The sequence below is a fragment of the Brevundimonas sp. Soil_N_31 genome, from assembly GCF_057655995.1.
Map to the genome: position 1 here is coordinate 1 of NZ_JBDGLE010000006.1, position 17,744 is coordinate 17,744.

Here is a 17,744-nt window from a genome sequence, read left to right on the forward strand (position 1 = left end):
GCCGGTGTCGTCGGCCCACGCCAGGACGGCGTTCGAGGTGTATTCCGTGCCGTTGTCGCTGACGATGGTGTCGGGTCAGCACCTTATCAAAGCGGGACGAACCTACGTCAGCGCCTGGGAAGATGCTGAAAAGGTCTTCAACGAAGCCGGCCGAACGGCAGACCTTGCTCCTGTTCGATTGGCGGTCGTGACCAAGGGGACCAGCTTGCTGCGCTTCTTGGATGGTGCATATCGCACGCAGATCGCTCTTTTGCGCTCCTATCTGACGATCGAATTGCCAAAGTCACCGACAGAGCGTGTGGCTTTTATCGATCGCATGATCGCCGCTCAGAACGCCAAGGCCGCCTTCGTCGCCGCTGAAGCCGCCGGAACGGCATTCGGCACCGCCTGGAAAAGCGAACGATCAAACTGGGATCAGTTGGACGCCATACTGACTTGGCGTCGCACCCACGAAGCCCTGCCGCGCCTGACCTGGGGTCGCTTGGCGGAAACCACAGACATCAAACCAATCGAATCCGCTCGCGTCGCTCTGACTGAGGCGTTGCCGGAATTGGAGACTGCTCTCCAACAAGTTTTCACGGAGCTCGCGCTTGATCTGCCGCGTGCGTTTGAGGTCAGTGCTGTAGCGGAAGTTCATCTAGAGACTCTGGAAGCCCGTCTGGCGGAATGGATAGATGACCTCGAGGGGCTGAGCCGCTTTGTCGCCTTCGCTTCCCGAGCGCGTGCACTGTCTGATCTTGGCGGAGAATCTCTGGTCAACGCGCTCCATGATGGAACGCTTGACCACAAGTCGCTCCTTCCGGCCTTCGAACAAGCCTACGCAGAAGTACTGCGCGTTGCGTTGTTCACCACTTGGCCCGAACTGCGAGCGTTCGATGGCGACGATCACAACAATCGGGTGGCGACCTTCCGGCAACTCGACAAGGCGCGCATTAGTCTCGCGCAAGAACAGATTGTCGCCGCCCATGCGGATGGCCGTCCGCGCGGCGCTAGCGGCATAGGCCCGCTGGGTGTGCTCAACGCTGAAATGGCGAAGAAGCGTAGGCACCTGCCCATCCGCGTCCTCTTGGACGAGGCAGGCCCGGCGATTCAGCAGTTGAAGCCTGTCTTCATGATGAGCCCGCTTTCAGTCGCCCAATTCCTGAAACCTGGCGGCATCCAGTTCGACCTGCTGGTCATGGACGAAGCCAGTCAAATCGAGCCTGTCGACTCCTTAGGTGCCATCGCACGCGTCAACCAGATCGTCGTCGTGGGAGACGAGCGTCAGCTTCCGCCGACCGCCTTCTTCAAAAAGCTCACCGGTGAGGACGATGGCGAGGAAACAGACGACGGCGTCACCATTCAGGCGAAAGATGCTGAAAGCATACTGGAACTCTGCCTAGCCAAAGGCATGCCCCACCGCATGCTCAGCTGGCACTACCGTTCGAAGCATCAGTCACTGATCGCAGTTTCGAACAAAGAGTTCTACGAGAACAAACTCTTCATCGTGCCCAGCCCCTATGACGCCGTCGCTGGCATGGGGCTCAAATTCAATCTGATGAAGGACACCGCCTATGACCGGGGCGGCACCCGCACCAACCCCAAAGAAGCGAAAGCGGTCGCAGAAGCAGTGATCCGGCATGCCCGGGAACACCCAGAACAGACTCTCGGCGTGGCGACCTTCTCGGTGGCGCAGCGCCAGGCCGTCCTCAAGGAACTGGAACTCCTTCGTCGCGGCAACCCTGACGTTGAGGAGTTCTTCAGCGGGGCGTCACACGAACCCTTCTTCGTCAAGAATCTGGAGAACATCCAAGGCGACGAGCGAGACGTGATCTTCATCTCCGTCGGCTATGGCAAGACGGAAACGGGCTACCTGGCCCACGCCTTCGGTCCGTTGAGTGGTGAGGGCGGCGAAAGGCGGCTGAACGTCTTGATCTCTCGAGCCAAGATGCGGTGCGAAGTTTTCTGCAACTTCACAGGTGCGGACATCGACCTGGAGCGATCTCGCTCCAGAGGTGTGGCCGCTCTTAAGCTGTTCCTGACCTTCGCGGAGACCGGGAACTTTGGCCTCGGCGAGGTGACTGGGGAGGACTTCGACAGCGAGTTCGAAATCCAAGTCTGCGAACGCCTCCAGGCTCTGGGGTATGACGTCAAACGTCAGATCGGCGCATCCGGATTCCGTGTCGACTTGGCGGTTTCAGACCCTGACAAGCCCGGCCGCTTCACTCTGGGCATCGAATGCGACGGCGCTCAGTTCCACTCTTCTCGTTCGGCTCGCGACCGTGACCGGCTGCGCCAACAGGTGCTCGAATCCCATGGTTGGATCATTCACCGTGTATGGAGCGCTGACTGGTATCTGCGGCCGCAGGCTGAGTTGAAGAAAATCGAAGACGCCATCGCTGCTGCACGAGCCGAATGGGCTGCCCGCGACGAAGACGGCTATCGTCCCGCCCGCGCAGTGCCCCTGTCATTCGAAGCCGAGCAGGTTGACGATCATACGGATATCGTCACCGCAGTGATGGAAACGGGCTCGACGTTCGAGCACCATCACAGCCTTTATGCGGAAGCTGATTTTCTGGTGAACCGGAGCGTCGAACCTCACGAGACGCCCTTGGCCCAGATGGCGGCCTATGTCGTCAAAGTCGTGCAAGCCGAAGGCCCCGTCCACCTTGATGAAATCATCGCCAGAATTCGTATCTTATGGGGCCTTGGTCGTGCGGGGTCGCGGATTCGCGCCGCCGTGGAACGCGCTGTCTCAGCAGCGGCGCAGCACGGGCTGATTGAAGGTGGGCCATTCTACACCGTGCCCGGTCAGGCCATCGTCGTAAGAGACCGCTCACAGGTGGGGTCGTCTAGCCTTCGCAAGCCTGGAGCTCTGCCTCCGGCTGAAATCGACGCCGCCCTCCTGGAAATCGTAGATACAAACTTCGGAGCGGGTCGTGACGATCTCATCATGGCTGCGTCACGAGCCTTTGGGTTCGCGTCAACCAGCGCGCAGCTGCGCGAAGTCCTTCAACAGCGCATCACCGAGCTGGAAAAAGGCGGCATCTTTAGCACAAAAGGCGAACTGATCGTGAGGGCAACGGCATGAGCTGGTTGGGCTTGGATCACTTCGTGACGGTCAAGGCCACCTTAGGCCGGGAAGCTGCCGCCGCACGCTTCTTGGCCACGGGTGGACGACGTTCTTCTGCCATAAAAGACGATAGCGATGAGATGGACGCGAACATCGACGCCGCGGATACCGCACCGCTCGTCTTTCATATCATCTACGAGGATGCTGGAGGCCGTATCTCTCAACGCATCGTCACTGTCCGAAAGGTTGAGGTCGGTAAAACCGGCCCGATGCTGTTTTGCTTCTGTCATCTGAGGAAGAGGGTTCGTCGGTTTGCCCTGGAGCGAGTTCAGGAAGTGTTCGACGCCTCAACGGGCGAGGTCCACACTGAACCCAAAGCCTTTTTCCTAAGTCACCCCCTGCTCGCTCGCCCTGAGGCGCATGAGGATCGAGCATTCCGTCTCTGCGCTGATGACCTGACTATCCTGACTGCGGTAGGCGCCGCCGACGGGCGTTTCGATCCAGATGAACAAGACCAACTGTTGGTGCATGTTTTCGATCGCTACGAAGAGGGTCCCCTAGACGAATTACGACTGCGACAGCGCCTGTCTCTTTTGACCCCTGACCACGTCAGCTTCTATAAATCGCTCGCACGTGTTGCGCAGGCGGACAACCGCCTCCTTCGTCGATCCTTACGAAGGATCGTCGATGCAGATGGCGTATTAGACCCAGCCGAACTCGCTTTCGTGGACACGATCGAAGCCAGTCTTCAGTAAAAGAACCCAGGGTTCAAGCGCCCAGGATACGCCCACGAAACCACCCCGGAAACCCGCCACGGCGCGGATAGATCGAACACGGCAGAGCAAGAAATTCTATTAAAAACAACGCATTCTCGGCGTTGACATCGTAGGGGTCAGCAGTTCGACGCCCACGCCCGCTGGCGCTGGGACAGACGGAAGCACAAGGACGGCCATGCAGCCTCCAATGAAAAAGGCTCGCCAAAGCGAGCCATACGCGAGTTTCAGGGAGCGGAAGATCAGCAGAAGGATCCGCTGAACTTTGGCAGCACGGCCGACCAACTGCGTCACTACAGCGCGATCACGCAGAGGTTATTGGCGTTCAGTTACGCAACTTCCAATCGTGACCGTGCCTTCAGGAGGAAGGCAAATAGGAGGAACACCCTTGAAAAAACTCGTCCATCTAGCCCTCGCTGTAGCTTTGATGGCTTCATCGGCTGCAGGCGCCGCAACTCTCTTTCCGACAAACGCGGTAGCGGCAGAACAACCGTACCTCATCATCACTTATCTTCTCGACGGTGTGCCAGTAGGCAGCGTTCAGCTATTCTGCGAGGGGCCTGAAATCAGAACTGGCAACACCGCCGATTACCTTACAAAAATCTTCACTTCCTACTTTATGTGCCCGTAACATAAAGGGAATCAAGCGCAAGCTTGTAGCAAAAGCCCCTCGGCCATGCGGTCGGGGGAACTCACCGCCCCCTCCGATATGGCGCGATCCGCACCGCCCGCTGCCGTTGGCTCTCGCTGGCGATGGATGGCCAGAAGCCGCCGCCTTCCTTGCCCAATCCCTTGGCGGCGTTGGTGAGAAGGTCGTCCGCCAGGTTGTCGTGCTCCCGCATCGTGAAGCGGTCGGCCAGCCTTCTCGCCGAAGTCTTTGAGGCCAGCCTGCACCTGGCGAAGGTCGGTTTTCATCTTCCGGCGCATTGCGCAGCTCAATGGCTGCCGAACCCACGATGGGGCGTCGGACATGGGAAGGCTCCGGGGGCCAGGGGGTGGGCTGCGCGTCGCCCTTTTCCCGAATGGCCATCATCCGCCGCCAATGCCAGTATCGGGCACTAGATCCATTCAAGGGAGATCGCGATGGCGGCGCTGGTGGTTTTGTTTGGTGCGCTTTCGATCAGTTCGGCGGCGGTTCAGGACGACTGGTCCGACGTCGACTGCGCCAACGCAGGCTCGACTATGGAACAAAACGTCTGTGCGGGGCGCGACGTCAGGGCCCTGGAGCAAAACCTGCGCCTATATACGGACACCGCCTATGCGGTCCTGCGGGAGAACGACGAAAGAGATTCCGAGGCGCTGATCGCGGAAATCCGCGAGGGTGAGCGGCTGTGGCGGGGCTACATGGAGACGGCGTGTGGTGCCGTGGACACCTATTGGAAGCCGGGCACGATCCGTACAGTCATGGCCGCCAGTTGCGAGATGGAGCTGATCCGGGAACGCACCCACCACGTCTGGCGCGAATATCTGACGCCGATGGAGGGGATGCCCCGCCTGGCCGAGCCGCCGCGCGGCGGTTTCGACTGAGGCGGCGGAGGTAGCGGACGAAGGTTGACAAGCACGCATGAGGAACTGCGGCTCGGCTATGCCGCCCCCTGTCGCGCCCCCAAGGAACGCGCCTTTCCCACCTCGCCCGCGGGCTTTATGTGTCGGTTTCCATGCGGTTCTTGATAGTGCACTCGGAGGACAAGGCCCACCCGAGCGGGCCTTGTTCGAATTCTGTTTAAGGTGACGGGGACCAGGAACAGCAGCAGGGTGCGCGGCTAGGCATATTTTTGATCGCCCCTCAGGGGGACGCGTGCGTGAGCCACGGAATAACAAAGAAATCATATCGGAAGGCGATTCTCGTACGCTCAAAAGCCTAGGTATAGCCGCAAGGGCTCATGCCGAACGGCGAAGCGCCTGATTGCCTGAAGGTCGCGTCAGCGTCGTGGCGCAATCGCTCCGGCCGTGCTACGCGCGCCGAACCATGACGACGCCCCCTATCGAACGCATCCGCAACTTTTCGGTGGTCGCCCACATCGACCACGGCAAGTCGACCCTGTCCGACCGCCTGATCCAGTTCACGGGCGGCCTGACCGCGCGCGAAATGTCGGAACAGGTTCTTGATAATATGGACATCGAGAAGGAGCGCGGCATCACCATCAAGGCGCAGACCGTGCGCCTGAACTACAAGGCCAAGGACGGCGAGACCTACGTCCTGAACCTGATGGACACGCCGGGGCACGTCGACTTCGCCTATGAGGTGTCGCGTTCGCTGGCCGCCTGCGAAGGCTCGATCCTGGTGGTGGACGCCTCGCAGGGCGTCGAGGCCCAGACCCTGGCCAACGTCTATCAGGCCATCGACAACAATCACGAGATCGTCCCGGTCCTGAACAAGATCGACCTGCCCGCCGCCGAGCCGGACCGGGTGCGGGCCCAGATCGAAGACGTCATCGGCATCGACGCCTCGGAGGCCGTCATGTGCTCGGCCAAGTCGGGCATCGGCATCGAGGACGTGCTGGAGGCCATCGTCGCCCGCCTGCCCGCGCCCAAGGGCGACGTCAACGCCCCGCTGAAGGCCATGCTGGTCGACGCCTGGTACGACCCCTACCTGGGCGTGGTGCTGCTGGTCAGGGTGTTCGACGGCGTGCTGAAGGCCGGCATGCGCGTGAAGATGATGCAGACCGGCTCGTCGCACCTGGTCGACCGCGTCGGCGTCTTCCTGCCCAAGAACACCCCGGTCGATCAACTCGGCCCCGGCGAGGTCGGCTTCATCACCGCCCAGATCAAGGAAGTCGCCCACGCCGCCGTCGGCGACACCATCACCGACGAGAAGAAACCCACGGCCGAAGCGCTGAAGGGCTTCAAGGACGTGCAGTCGGTGGTCTTCTGCGGCCTGTTCCCGGTCGACGCCGCCGACTTCGAAGACCTGCGCGCCGCCATCGGCAAGCTGCGCCTGAACGACGCCAGCTTCACCTATGAGATGGAATCCTCAGCGGCTCTGGGTTTCGGCTTCCGCTGCGGCTTCCTCGGCCTGCTGCACCTGGAGATCATTCAGGAGCGCCTGAGCCGCGAGTTCAACCTGGACCTGATCGCGACGGCCCCCTCGGTCGTCTACAAGATCGGCCTGCGCGACGGGACCGAGATCGACCTGCACAACCCGGCCGACCTGCCCGACGTCATGCAGATCGAGACGATCAGCGAGCCGTGGATCAAGGCCACCATCCTGACGCCCGACGAATACCTGGGCGGCGTGATCAAGCTGTGCCAGGATCGTCGCGGCAGCCAGATCGAGCTGTCCTACGTCGGCAGCCGCGCCCTGGTCGTCTATGAGCTGCCGCTGAACGAAGTGGTGTTCGACTTCTACGACCGCCTGAAGTCGATCTCGAAGGGCTACGCCTCGTTCGACTATGAGATCACCGACTACAAGGTCGGCGACCTGGTGAAGATGTCGATCCTGGTCAACGCCGAGCCGGTGGACGCCCTGTCGATGCTGGTCCACCGCGCCCGCGCCGAGACGCGCGGCCGCGGCATGGTGGAGAAGATGAAGGAGCTGATCCCGCCCCACATGTTCACCATCCCGATCCAGGCGGCCATCGGCGGCAAGATCATCGCCCGCGAGACGGTGCGCGCCCTGCGCAAGGACGTGACGTCCAAGTGCTACGGCGGCGACGCCACCCGCAAGAAGAAGCTGCTGGAGAAGCAGAAGGCCGGCAAGAAGCGCATGCGTCAGTTCGGCAAGGTCGAGATCCCGCAGGAAGCCTTCATCGCCGCCCTGAAGATGGACGAGGATTGAGGATCAGTTCAAATCTCCGGTATTACGAAGAAGATTCAATTCCTCGTCCGACTTGGGCTTCACAGCGACGAAGTCGTCGGTCGCCAGCTGAAAACCGAGTTTTCGGGCCAGTGGCGCATCATAACGCCCTGACAACAGCGCAACGCCCAGCGGTCGCAGAACATCGGGCGCGCCGCCGTTCGCCCGGAGTCGCTTCATCGGGTCCTTTTGGTCGAAGAGCAGCGCCGCAAGAACGGTCCGGTGTGTGATCCGTCGATCATTCTCGAGAAAGAACATCGCGGCTCGCCGCCTCCCGATCTTTATCTGACGGAGTTCACGAAAGCGCTTCATATCGAGGCCCGCCCAGCGATTTGGCGGCCAGGCGACACCCGATGCCAGCCAGAGGATGTTGCCGTAAGCTGAGGAAAGCACCCCGCGTTTGCCGTCCCGATTAGGCGCACCGAGATACGCTTCGCGCGCCACCATCAACCCCATCCAAGATTTGCGCTCGTCTTCGTCGGCTGCGAGCAGGATGACGGGCTCCTCATCGCGATAGGTTTCCGGCGGGATCATCCAACTCCACGATCGGCTGACCGTATTCTTTATATCCACATCGTGATCCAAAAGCGTGAGGTCACGAACGCCTTTAGGCGCATCGAGCAGATCTCGGACGAAGTGCTCAATTTTCAAGCCGATGAATGTCTTTTCGACATTATCGAGTTCTGAAAGTGTCGTGCGGCCGGTCCGTATGGGATCGAGAACAAACTCAATCGCTTCGATCACCGCACCCACGAAGGCGTCTGCAGGCCGTGTGCCGAGACGCCCGGCGATCTCTCTCGCCAAGCGGTCGAGAAAGACATGATCGGGGTGGCCCGGCAAAACTAAGGATGGAGGCACTTTTCGCATGCCGCCATCTGGACGGCAGATTGGTTACGAAACGCTTCCCGTGCGGATAACGACTATGCAGCCATTGAACGGTCGGTAAGCGCCGTCAGCACAGTTGCAGCGAGCGCGCCCGCCAAATTCGGCGGCACGGCGTTGCCGATTTGGCGGGCCACCTCTACCTTCGTACCGGAGAATTTGAACTCGTCCGGAAAGCCCATGAGGCGCGCGGCTTCACGGTGAGTGATCGGGCGATGGGCCTCCGGATGGAGATACCGCCCCTTCTCAGGCTTATAGAATTCCGTGCGGATCGTGACTGAAGGGCGGTCCCACCACAGTCGGCCGAACAGATCTGTTCCCCCACTGATCTTCCTAATCCAGCAGTTGGGAGTGATGTCCGGGCGATTGGATTGCAGATCGAAACGATTGCCGCCAGGCGGCACCGCCCGATAACGCTGCATGCTTTTTTCCGTAGGATTGCGCCCGAAGTGCAAGTCGAAGGTCTTAGCCTCGCCGATTTCCGTGCCGAACGGGTCCGTGGGAAGATCTCCGATAACGTCGCGGACCGTCCTCCAACGCGGGAGATTACTCTTCAGTTTAGGGTCGGCGTGTGTCGGCAAGGGCGGAAAATTCGGGAGATTGTTCGCATCCCGCCAGCCTAGGATGATGGTGCGCTTGCGCGTTTGCGGCGCGCCGTAATCCGCGGCGTTCAAAATGGCGGCCTGTGTCTGGAAGCCGTGTTGACGGGCCTTCTTCTCAATTAAAATGCGCTCGGGCGAGCGGTAGAGTTCCGCCACATTCTCCATCACGAAGACGCGCGCGCCCGAACGCTCGGCGATTTCGATGAAGGGCTCCCACAAGGCGCGACGAGCGTCGCCGTCGCGCTTCTTGTTCAGCAAGCTGAAGCCTTGGCAGGGAGGGCCTCCGATCACCACGTCGGCCGGCGGCACTTCATTCTGGAGAAGCCATTCCTCGATATTGGCTTTAACGGCCTCGCCTGGGAAGTTGAGCTCGTGGGTTTGGACGGCGGCGGCGTCATTGTCGATCGCCAGCACCGGGGTGAACCCGCCGCAAAACAGCTCGTCGTAGAAGCCCAAGCTCATGCCGCCGGCGCCGCTGAAAAGGTCAATCAGGCGCAATGTCATGACGGCTTCGCCCTCCTTAAATACACGCAAACAAAACGCGAACACGATTCGCGTGTCAACAGCATACCATCCAAGGGTTGGGCCCGGGTGAAGCCCTTACCTGAGGTTGACCAATCTCTCTGCGAGAGCGGCGTGATGGCGGGTCTCGCACTCCCAGACCGTGACCACCTCCAAGCCCATGCCGCGCAAGTCGGCCTCGACGCGTTGATCCCGCACCCGATTCGCCTCGAACTTAACCAACCATTCCTCCCGATTGTTGACCGGCACCGTTCCTCGCTTGCAGTCATGATGATGCCAGAAGCACCCATGAACCTGCACGACCCAACCCTTGGAGCGGTTGGCGAAGTCCGGTTTGCCCGGCAAGCTACGGACATTTCGCCGATAGGCCTTGCCAAGTTCACGAAGAACCGCTGCGACGCGCTCTTCAGGCGTCGTTCGCTCTTGGCGGACCTTGGACATTGCCGACGTGGTGCGGGCGTTCAGAGGCTGCATGAGCCTGATATAGCCGCAGTGTCATCCGCAGCGATCGCAATCGGCCGCAAATATTCCTTTCATTACATCGGGACGGCCTGCCTCCCATAGCAGCGACCCGCCTGGGTCGGCGCCGGCCCTATCCTTGCGCGCATGGAGGAGACCCTGGACGCCAAGCCCGCGCACTATCGCCTGTCGCGGGCGACGTGGGAGATCATTCTGGAGGCCTATCGCAACGGGGCGACCGTGCCGGAGCTGAGCGAGCGGTGGCGGGTGTCGCAGCATGCCCTGCGCAAACGCATCACCGTCCATGGCGCGACCAAGCGCGACTGGGGCGATGCGCGGGCGCGCGAACAGGCCGAGGCGCGCGAGCGGATGCAGGCCGAGCGGGCGGCGGCCGAGGCGGTTCGCGCCGAAGCCCTGTTCGCGCCGTCCGAAGGGGACGCGGACGAGACGGCGGAAGTTCTGGCCGAGACGGCGATGCGGGCCTCGGCGCGGGCCATGCGGGGACGGATGTGGGACGAGGCCAGGGCCCTGGCCCAACTGGCCGAGGCCTATGGCCGGATGGCGCAAAGGAGCGAGCGGGCGCGGGGACGCGGCGAGGTGACGCTGGACGACATTCCGCTGGAGCTGATCAAGGCGCTGGCGCTGAACGAGGATCAGTGCGCCTCCAGCCGCCTGGCGATCTGGGACGAGGCGGACCCGCATCCGGCCAAGCAGGAGTATTGGGCGGTCAACGCCGCCCAGCGCGAGGCGGGCATGGAAGAATGGCTGGCCCTGATGCGAGAGCGCAAGACGCTGCGGGATCGGGTGCGCGAACTGGAGGCGGCGGCGGGCCTGGACCCCCGCTCCGATCAAGCGCCGGCCGGGCGCGCCGAAGATGAACAATCGTTCATATAGCGATGTGTCGCGTTGCGGCGACCGCGCGCGCGGTTAAGGTCTACCTCAACATGATCCTTTGGGGACTGAAATCATCATGCGCCTTGCCGCCTCTTCCGTCGCGCTCGCCGCCCTGCTGGCCGTGAGCACGCCCGTTCTCGCCGCGCCTGCGGCCGCCGCCTCCGCTGCGACGACGACCCAGGCCGAGCCCCTGCGCGGGGCGCCGGTGTCGGAGCTGATCGCCCGCGTGGACATTCCGTGGAAGCGCTTCCAGCTCGACAACGGCCTGACCGTGCTGGTCCACGAGGACCGCAAGGCGCCCGTCGTGGCGGTGTCGGTCTGGTACAATGTCGGATCGAAGGATGAGCCCAAGGGCTCGACCGGCTTTGCGCACCTGTTCGAGCACCTGATGTTCGGCGGGTCGGAAAACTCGCCTTCCAGCCACATCCAGACGATGAACGCGGCGGGCGCCACGGGCCTGAACGGCACGACCTGGTTCGACCGCACCAACTATTTCCAGACGGTGCCGACCCCGGCGCTGGAGTACACCCTGTATCTGGAATCCGACCGCATGGGCTATCTGCTGGGGCAGGTCAGCCAGGAGGTGCTGGATCTGCAACGCGGCGTCGTCCAGAACGAGAAGCGCCAGGGCGACAACCAGCCCTACGGCCTGACCTACTACGCCACGCTGGAAGCCCTGTTCCCCGAGGGCCACCCCTATCGCCACTCGACCATCGGTTCGATGGCCGACCTGGACTCGGCCAGCATGGAGACGGTGCGCGACTGGTTCCGTGAGAACTACGGCCCCAACAACGCCGTCCTGGTCCTGTCGGGCGACATCGACGAGGCCAAGGCCCGCGAGCTGACTGAGAAGTATTTCGGCGCCATCGCGCGCGGACCGGTCAACACCCCGGCGGCGGCGCCCGTGCCGACCCTGGCGGCGCCGGTCGAACAGGTGCTGCACGACCGCGTGGCCCAGACCCGCATCAGCCGCACCTGGGCCGTGCCGGGCCTGGGCGATCCGGACTCGGTGCCGCTGAGCGTCGGCGCCTCGGTGCTGGGCGGACTGGCCAGCTCGCGCCTGGACAATGTGCTGGTGCGTGACGAGCAAACCGCTTCCAGCGTCTCGGCCGGCAATCAGACCTTCCAGCGCCTGGGCATGTTCAGCTACTCCGCCATGGTCAAGCCGGGCGCGGACGCCGACGCCGTGGCTCGTCGCATGGACGCCGTCCTGGCTGACCTGATCGCCAACGGCCCGACCCAGGACGAGATCGATCGCGTGGTGACGCGCTACGCTTCGCAGCGCATCCAGGGCCTGGAAATGGCCAACGGCAAGGCCTCGGTCCTGGCCGAGGGGCAGCTCTATTCAAACGATCCGGACTTCTACAAGAAGGAGCTGGCGGCCTACGCCGCCGTGACCCCGGCCCAGGTCCAGGCCGCCCTGCGCAAGTGGCTGAGCCGCCCCGTCTATAGCCAGATCGTCATGCCGGGCGAGCGCGAGGCCTATGTCGAGGCCGCCGCCGCGCCGTCCGGCGCGACCCCGGCGCCGGCCGCACCGATCCAGCGCGTGGCCCGCGACGCCGCCCCGGCCATCGGCCAGGTGTCCAACGTCGACTTCCCGGCTGTCGAGCGCGCCGCCCTGTCGAACGGCATCGAGATCGTCTACGCCCGCTCGACCACCGTGCCTGTGACCCGCGTGGCGCTGGAATTCGACGCCGGGGTCGCGGCCGACCGCGCCGATCGCCTGGGCGCCCACACCCTGATGCTGAACGTCATGCAGGAAGGCACGACGACGCGCGACTCCAAGGCCCTGGCCGAGGCGCAGGAACGCCTGGGCGCCAGCGTCTCCGTCGGCTCGTCGATGGACCGCACGGTGGCCAATCTGTCGGCCGTGACGACCAACCTGCAGCCGTCGCTGACCCTGCTGTCGGACGTGGTGCGCAATCCCGCCTTCGCTCCGGCCGAGATCGAGCGCCTGCGCGCCACGCGCCTGGCCGCCCTGGCCAATGAGAAGACCCAGCCGGCGTCGATCGCCGGGCGCGCCCTGCCCCCGCTGATCTATGGCGCGAGCCATCCCTACGGCCGTTCGTTCGGCGGTACGGGCGACGAGGCGGTGATCCGCGGTCTGACCCGCGACGACCTGGCGGCCGAACACGCCCGCTGGATCCGTCCGGACAACGCCAAGCTGTTCGTGGTGTCGGACCTGCCGCTGGCCGAACTGAAGCCGCAGCTTGAGGCGGCCTTCGGAAACTGGCGCGCCCCGACCACGGCCAGGGGAACCAAGGCGTTCGACGCCGCCCTGCCTCAGACCTCGGCGCGCATCGTGCTGATCGACCGGCCGCAGTCGCCCCAGTCGCTGATCTACGGCGGCCAGGTGCTGCCGGTGTCGGGCACGGACGACCTGCTGACCCTGACCACGGCCAACACCGTGCTGGGGACGGACTTCCTGTCGCGGATCAACGCCGACCTGCGCGAGACCAAGGGCTGGTCCTACGGCGTGCGCGGCACCATCAGCCAGTTGGAGAACCGCGCGCCCTATATCGTCAACGCGCCGGTTCAGGCCAACCGCACGGGCGAATCCATCGCCGCCCTGATCAGCCAGTACGACCGTTTCCTGGGCGCTGAAGGCGTGACGGCGGCCGAGCGCGAACGCACCGTCCTGGGCGACACGCGCGCCCTATCGGGCAGCTATGAAACCTCGTTCCAGGTGCTGGGCGCCCTGCGCAGCAACGCACTGTACGGCCGTCCGGACAACTATCAGGAAACGCTGGCGGGCCGTATCAACGGCCTAACGGCGGCCCAGATGGACGCCGCCGCCCGCGCCGCCATCAAGCCGTCCAGCTTCGTCTGGGTGGTGGTCGGCGACGCCTCGGTCGTCAAGCCACAGCTGGACGCCCTGGGCCTGCCGGTCGAGGTGCGCGCCGCCGAGGCGCCGAAGCCGGCTCAGTAAGCCGTTTCGAGCCCGTCTGAAACGACGACGGCCGGCGAGGGCGACCTCGCCGGCCGTTTTCTTTACGGTTGACCCCGAGCGCGGCCGGGGCGAGCCTTCGCGCCTCTCCTCCCCTCGCCGGAGCCTTCATGCCGACGGACGCCTTCAACCCCGCCGCCCGCGCCCCGCGCCTGGCCGTGCTGATCGACGGCGAGAACGCCTCGGCCCGGATCGCGGAGGCGCTGTTCACCGAGATCGCGACCCTGGGCGAAGCCTCGGCGCGGCGCATCTACGGCGACGCGGCCAGCCCGGCGCTGCGGGGATGGATCGACGTGCTGCCGCGCTGGGCGATTCAGTGGCAGCAGAATTTCCAGAACACCAAGGGCAAGAACTCGGGCGACATCGCCCTGGTCATCGACGCCATGGACCTGCTGCACTCGGGACGGTTCGACGGCTTCTGCCTGGTGTCGTCGGACAGCGACTTCACCCGGCTGGCGGCGCGCATTCGTGAACAGGGCGTGCCAGTCTATGGGTTCGGCGAACGCAAGACTCCCGAGAGCTTCCGTCAGGCCTGCACCCGCTTCATCTACACCGAGAACCTGACCGGGCGCGCCGCCGCCGAGCCGGGCGTGGCCGCGGCGCCGCCGGCCGAGCGCAAACCCGCCGAAGCCGTTCCCCTGATCGCCACCGCCATCACCGACATGGACGAGGACGGCGACGGCTGGGTCAACATCGGCGGCGTCGCCAACCGCCTGCGCAACACCTACTCCGACTTCGACCAACGCACCTACGGTCACGCCAAGCTGTCCGAACTGGTCCGCGCCACCGGCCGGTTCGATGTCGAGGTCGGCCCCGGCGGCGTCATGCGGGTGCGGCTGAAACCCCGGTAGGGCGCTTCGCCCTCTTCCCCTCGGCGCGCCATGGGCTATGTGTGGCGCATGGCCGCCGCAGAGACCCCCGTCGAGACCTTCAAGCGCGCATTGGCGCACGCCGCTCGAGCCCTGGCCGAACAGGCCGAGCTGGAGGTGCGCTTCGGCGGCGACGGACCCAAGCTGTCCAGCGGCGTGCTGACCCTGCCCCACCCGCCGCGCGATCCGGCCGCGCCTGAAAGCGCCACCCTGCGTGGTCAGGCCGACCGGATGGCGCTGCGTCTGGCCAATCACGACCCCGCGCTGGACGCGCGGCTGCGCCCCGTCGACATGAACGCGGCCGAGGTGTTCGACGCCGTCGAACAGGCCCGCGTCGAGGCCGTCGGCGCGCGCGAGCTGAAAGGCGTGCGGCGCAACCTCGAGTCCGCCCTGGTCACACGGCTGGAGAAATCAGGCGCCCTGCGCGCCGAGGCGGCCCAGGTGCCGCTCGCCGAGGCGGCCGCCCTGTTGCTACGCGAACGGATGACGGGCGAGCCCGCCCCTGACGGCGCCAAAACCATGCTGGACCGGGTTCGCGCCGAACTGGAGGCCAAGGCGGGCGCCGAGCTGGACGCCCTGGCGGCCTTGGGCGACGACCAGGCGGCTTTCGGCGCGCGCATGAAGGATCTGCTGCGCGCGCTGGACCTGGACCCCGGCGACGCCGACGGCGGCGACTCGCCCGAAGAGGACGGCGAGGACGACGCCGACAAGCCCGATCAGGACCAGGCGGATCAGGACGAGCAGGAAGAACAGGACGGCGGCGAGGGCGGCGACTCCCTGGACGGCACGGCCGACGACCAGTCCGCCGAGGACGAGCGCCAGGCCCGCCCCGACGGCACGCCGGGCGAACCCGACGGCGAGGGCCGGGAAGACGCCCCCGAACTGAGCGAAGGCGACCGCCCCAACCATCAGCAGACCCAGGACGACGGCCGGGCGGTCGAGGTCTATCGCGCCTTCACCACCGCCTATGACGAGGTCATCGACGCCGCCGAACTGTGCGACCCGATGGAGCTGGACCGGCTGCGCGCCCTGCTGGACGCCCAGCTGTCGACCCTGGGCAGCGTGGTCTCGCGCCTCGCCAACAAGCTGCAGCGGCGGCTGCTGGCCCAGCAGAACCGCAGCTGGATGTTCGACCTCGAGGAAGGGATGCTGGACACGGCGCGCCTGACCCGCGTCATCACCGATCCGACCAGCCCCCTGTCGTTCAAGATGGAGAGCGAAAGTCCGTTCCGCGACACGGTCGTGACCCTGCTGATCGACAACTCGGGCTCGATGCGCGGGCGGCCGATCATGGTGGCGGCGGTGTGCGCCGACATCCTGGCGCGGACGCTGGAGCGGTGCGGCGTCAAGGTCGAGATCCTGGGCTTCACCACCCGCGCCTGGAAAGGCGGTCAGTCGCGCGAGGCTTGGATCAGCGCCGGAAAGCCCGCCAACCCCGGCCGTCTGAATGACCTGCGCCACATCATCTACAAGGGCGCCGACGCGCCGTGGCGCCGGGCGAAGAAGAACCTGGGCCTGATGATGCGCGAGGGTCTGCTGAAGGAAAACATCGACGGCGAGGCGCTGGAATGGGCGCATGACCGCCTGCTGGCCCGGCCCGAGGCGCGCCAGATCATGATGGTCATCTCGGACGGCTCGCCCGTCGATGATTCCACCCAGTCGGCCAACGCCGCCCTCTATCTGGACAAGCACCTGCGCCAGGTGATCGAGAAGATCGAGACGCGCAGCCCAGTCGAACTGCTGGCCATCGGCATCGGCCACGACGTGACCCGCTGGTATCGCCGCGCCCTGACCATCGTCGACGTGGAACAGCTGGCGGGCGCCATGACCGAGAAGCTGGCCGAACTGTTCGAGGCCGAACCGAAGGCCGTCAGCAGCAAGGGCGCGCGCGTTCCGCACAAGCGCGCGGCGTGAATCGCCGCCTCTATGTCGCCGCCCTGATCTCCCTCGCCCTGGCCGCCTGCGCCGGGGCGGCGGTCACGTCCCATCCCTGGACGCCGGCGGCGACGGCCGACGGCTGGGCGCCCGCGGGCGGCTCGACGCGGCAGGTCGGCCTGGGCTGGCCGGGCGGCGCCCGGCTGGCCAAGGGCGTGCGCTATGCGGGCGGGGTGCAGTTGATCGCGGCGCCCGTCTCCAGCCTGCACGGACTGTCGGACCTGAAGCTGACGGGCGACGGCGACTTCGTCGCCGTGTCGGATTCCGGCGATCTGGTGCGCGGGCGGCTTGAGCTGGATGCAGACGGGAAGTTGACGGGGCTGCACGATCTGCGGGTGCGGCGGCTGACGACCGCCGACGGTGAACCGATCGCCGATAAGGCCGCGGGCGACGCCGAGGGGCTGGCCCTGACAGACGGCGAGGTGCTGGTCAGCTTCGAGCGCGAGCATCGCATCTGGAGCTATGGCCCACTGGACACGCTGAACGCCCAGCCCGAAGCGCGGCCGCATCCGGCGGTCGACTTCCCGCTGAATGAAGGCCTGGAAGCGCTGGCGACGGCCCCCGGCGGCTGGCGCGTCGGCGGCGAAGGCGGCGGCGTGTGGGACTGTTCAGAGCAAGGCTGCCGCACCGTGGTCGAGCCCACTCGGCCCGCCGACAGCTGGCGGCTGACGGGGCTGGAGCGCGATCCCGGCGGCGACGGCTGGTTCGCGGTGCAGCGGTCGTGGTGCCCGCCCTTCGACGTGCGCGCCCGCGTGCGCCGGATGGACGCCGACGGCGCGCTGGGGCCGGTGCTGGTCGAGCTGAAGCTGCCGGGCCTGACGGATAATTTCGAGGGGATCGCCGCCGAGCGCCGCGCAGATGGCACGCGCCTCTACATCCTGTCCGACGACAACGCCAATCCGGCGCAGAAGACCCTGATGCTGGCGTTTGATGTGGAATGATCCTTCTCCCCTTGAGGGAGAAGGTGGGCGCCGCAAGGCGCTCGGATGAGGGGTGTCAACGCGACCTTCAGA

General features: G+C 64.8%; 13 protein-coding genes. 10 read left to right on the forward strand and 3 right to left on the reverse strand.

Annotated elements, in window-relative coordinates; translation table 11 throughout:
• The first annotated feature begins 1,114 nt into the window (after positions 1 to 1,114).
• From AC3A3G_RS10805 to lepA, 5 genes are all read left to right on the forward strand, one after another.
• On the forward strand, positions 1,115 to 3,070 hold the full coding sequence (locus AC3A3G_RS10805) for a DUF3320 domain-containing protein (protein WP_487488287.1): 1,956 nt from the start codon (positions 1,115 to 1,117) through the stop codon (positions 3,068 to 3,070).
• The gene (locus AC3A3G_RS10810; protein WP_487488185.1) at positions 3,067 to 3,807 is read left to right on the forward strand and encodes a TerB family tellurite resistance protein; all 741 of its coding nucleotides are present in this window, start codon (positions 3,067 to 3,069) and stop codon (positions 3,805 to 3,807) included. Before AC3A3G_RS10805 ends, AC3A3G_RS10810 begins: the two co-directional genes overlap by 4 nt.
• A gap of 406 nt (positions 3,808 to 4,213) precedes the next feature.
• A complete protein-coding gene (locus tag AC3A3G_RS10815) occupies positions 4,214 to 4,456 on the forward strand; it encodes a hypothetical protein (protein ID WP_487488186.1) in 243 nt (80 codons plus the stop codon).
• A gap of 452 nt (positions 4,457 to 4,908) precedes the next feature.
• On the forward strand, positions 4,909 to 5,352 hold the full coding sequence (locus tag AC3A3G_RS10820) for a lysozyme inhibitor LprI family protein (RefSeq protein ID WP_200168736.1): 444 nt from the start codon (positions 4,909 to 4,911) through the stop codon (positions 5,350 to 5,352).
• A 442-nt stretch (positions 5,353 to 5,794) separates the two neighbouring features.
• The gene (lepA, locus tag AC3A3G_RS10825) at positions 5,795 to 7,603 is read left to right on the forward strand and encodes a translation elongation factor 4 (protein WP_292060689.1); all 1,809 of its coding nucleotides are present in this window, start codon (positions 5,795 to 5,797) and stop codon (positions 7,601 to 7,603) included.
• A gap of 3 nt (positions 7,604 to 7,606) precedes the next feature.
• Here lepA and AC3A3G_RS10830 read toward each other — a convergent pair whose 3' ends face one another.
• The 3 genes from AC3A3G_RS10830 to AC3A3G_RS10840 all read right to left on the reverse strand — a co-directional run bounded on the left by AC3A3G_RS10830 (position 7,607) and on the right by AC3A3G_RS10840 (position 10,101).
• Positions 7,607 to 8,488 carry a NaeI family type II restriction endonuclease gene (locus AC3A3G_RS10830; RefSeq protein WP_487488187.1) on the reverse strand — a complete coding sequence of 294 codons (882 nt, stop codon included), beginning with the start codon at positions 8,486 to 8,488 and terminating at the stop codon, positions 7,607 to 7,609.
• Positions 8,489 to 8,541: 53 nt separating this feature from the next.
• A complete protein-coding gene (locus tag AC3A3G_RS10835; RefSeq protein ID WP_487488188.1) occupies positions 8,542 to 9,609 on the reverse strand; it encodes a DNA cytosine methyltransferase in 1,068 nt (355 codons plus the stop codon).
• A gap of 96 nt (positions 9,610 to 9,705) precedes the next feature.
• Complete coding sequence (locus tag AC3A3G_RS10840) at positions 9,706 to 10,101, reverse strand: very short patch repair endonuclease (protein ID WP_487488189.1); 396 nt, start codon at positions 10,099 to 10,101, stop codon at positions 9,706 to 9,708.
• A gap of 132 nt (positions 10,102 to 10,233) precedes the next feature.
• Here AC3A3G_RS10840 and AC3A3G_RS10845 point away from each other — a divergent pair, with 132 nt between their 5' ends.
• The 5 genes from AC3A3G_RS10845 (at position 10,234) to AC3A3G_RS10865 (ending at position 17,672) form a co-directional block, all read left to right on the forward strand.
• Positions 10,234 to 10,980, forward strand: a complete 747-nt coding sequence (locus tag AC3A3G_RS10845) for a hypothetical protein (protein WP_487488190.1) — start codon at positions 10,234 to 10,236, stop codon at positions 10,978 to 10,980.
• Positions 10,981 to 11,056: 76 nt separating this feature from the next.
• The gene (locus AC3A3G_RS10850) at positions 11,057 to 13,909 is read left to right on the forward strand and encodes a M16 family metallopeptidase (RefSeq protein ID WP_487488191.1); all 2,853 of its coding nucleotides are present in this window, start codon (positions 11,057 to 11,059) and stop codon (positions 13,907 to 13,909) included.
• Positions 13,910 to 14,037: 128 nt separating this feature from the next.
• Positions 14,038 to 14,778 (forward strand): NYN domain-containing protein, encoded by a 741-nt coding sequence (locus AC3A3G_RS10855; RefSeq protein ID WP_487488192.1) that lies wholly within the window; start codon positions 14,038 to 14,040, stop codon positions 14,776 to 14,778.
• Between the two features lie 48 nt (positions 14,779 to 14,826).
• The gene (gene cobT / locus AC3A3G_RS10860) at positions 14,827 to 16,710 is read left to right on the forward strand and encodes a cobaltochelatase subunit CobT (protein WP_487488193.1); all 1,884 of its coding nucleotides are present in this window, start codon (positions 14,827 to 14,829) and stop codon (positions 16,708 to 16,710) included.
• On the forward strand, positions 16,707 to 17,672 hold the full coding sequence (locus AC3A3G_RS10865) for an esterase-like activity of phytase family protein (RefSeq protein ID WP_487488194.1): 966 nt from the start codon (positions 16,707 to 16,709) through the stop codon (positions 17,670 to 17,672). Before cobT ends, AC3A3G_RS10865 begins: the two co-directional genes overlap by 4 nt.
• The last annotated feature ends 72 nt before the right edge of the window (positions 17,673 to 17,744 follow it).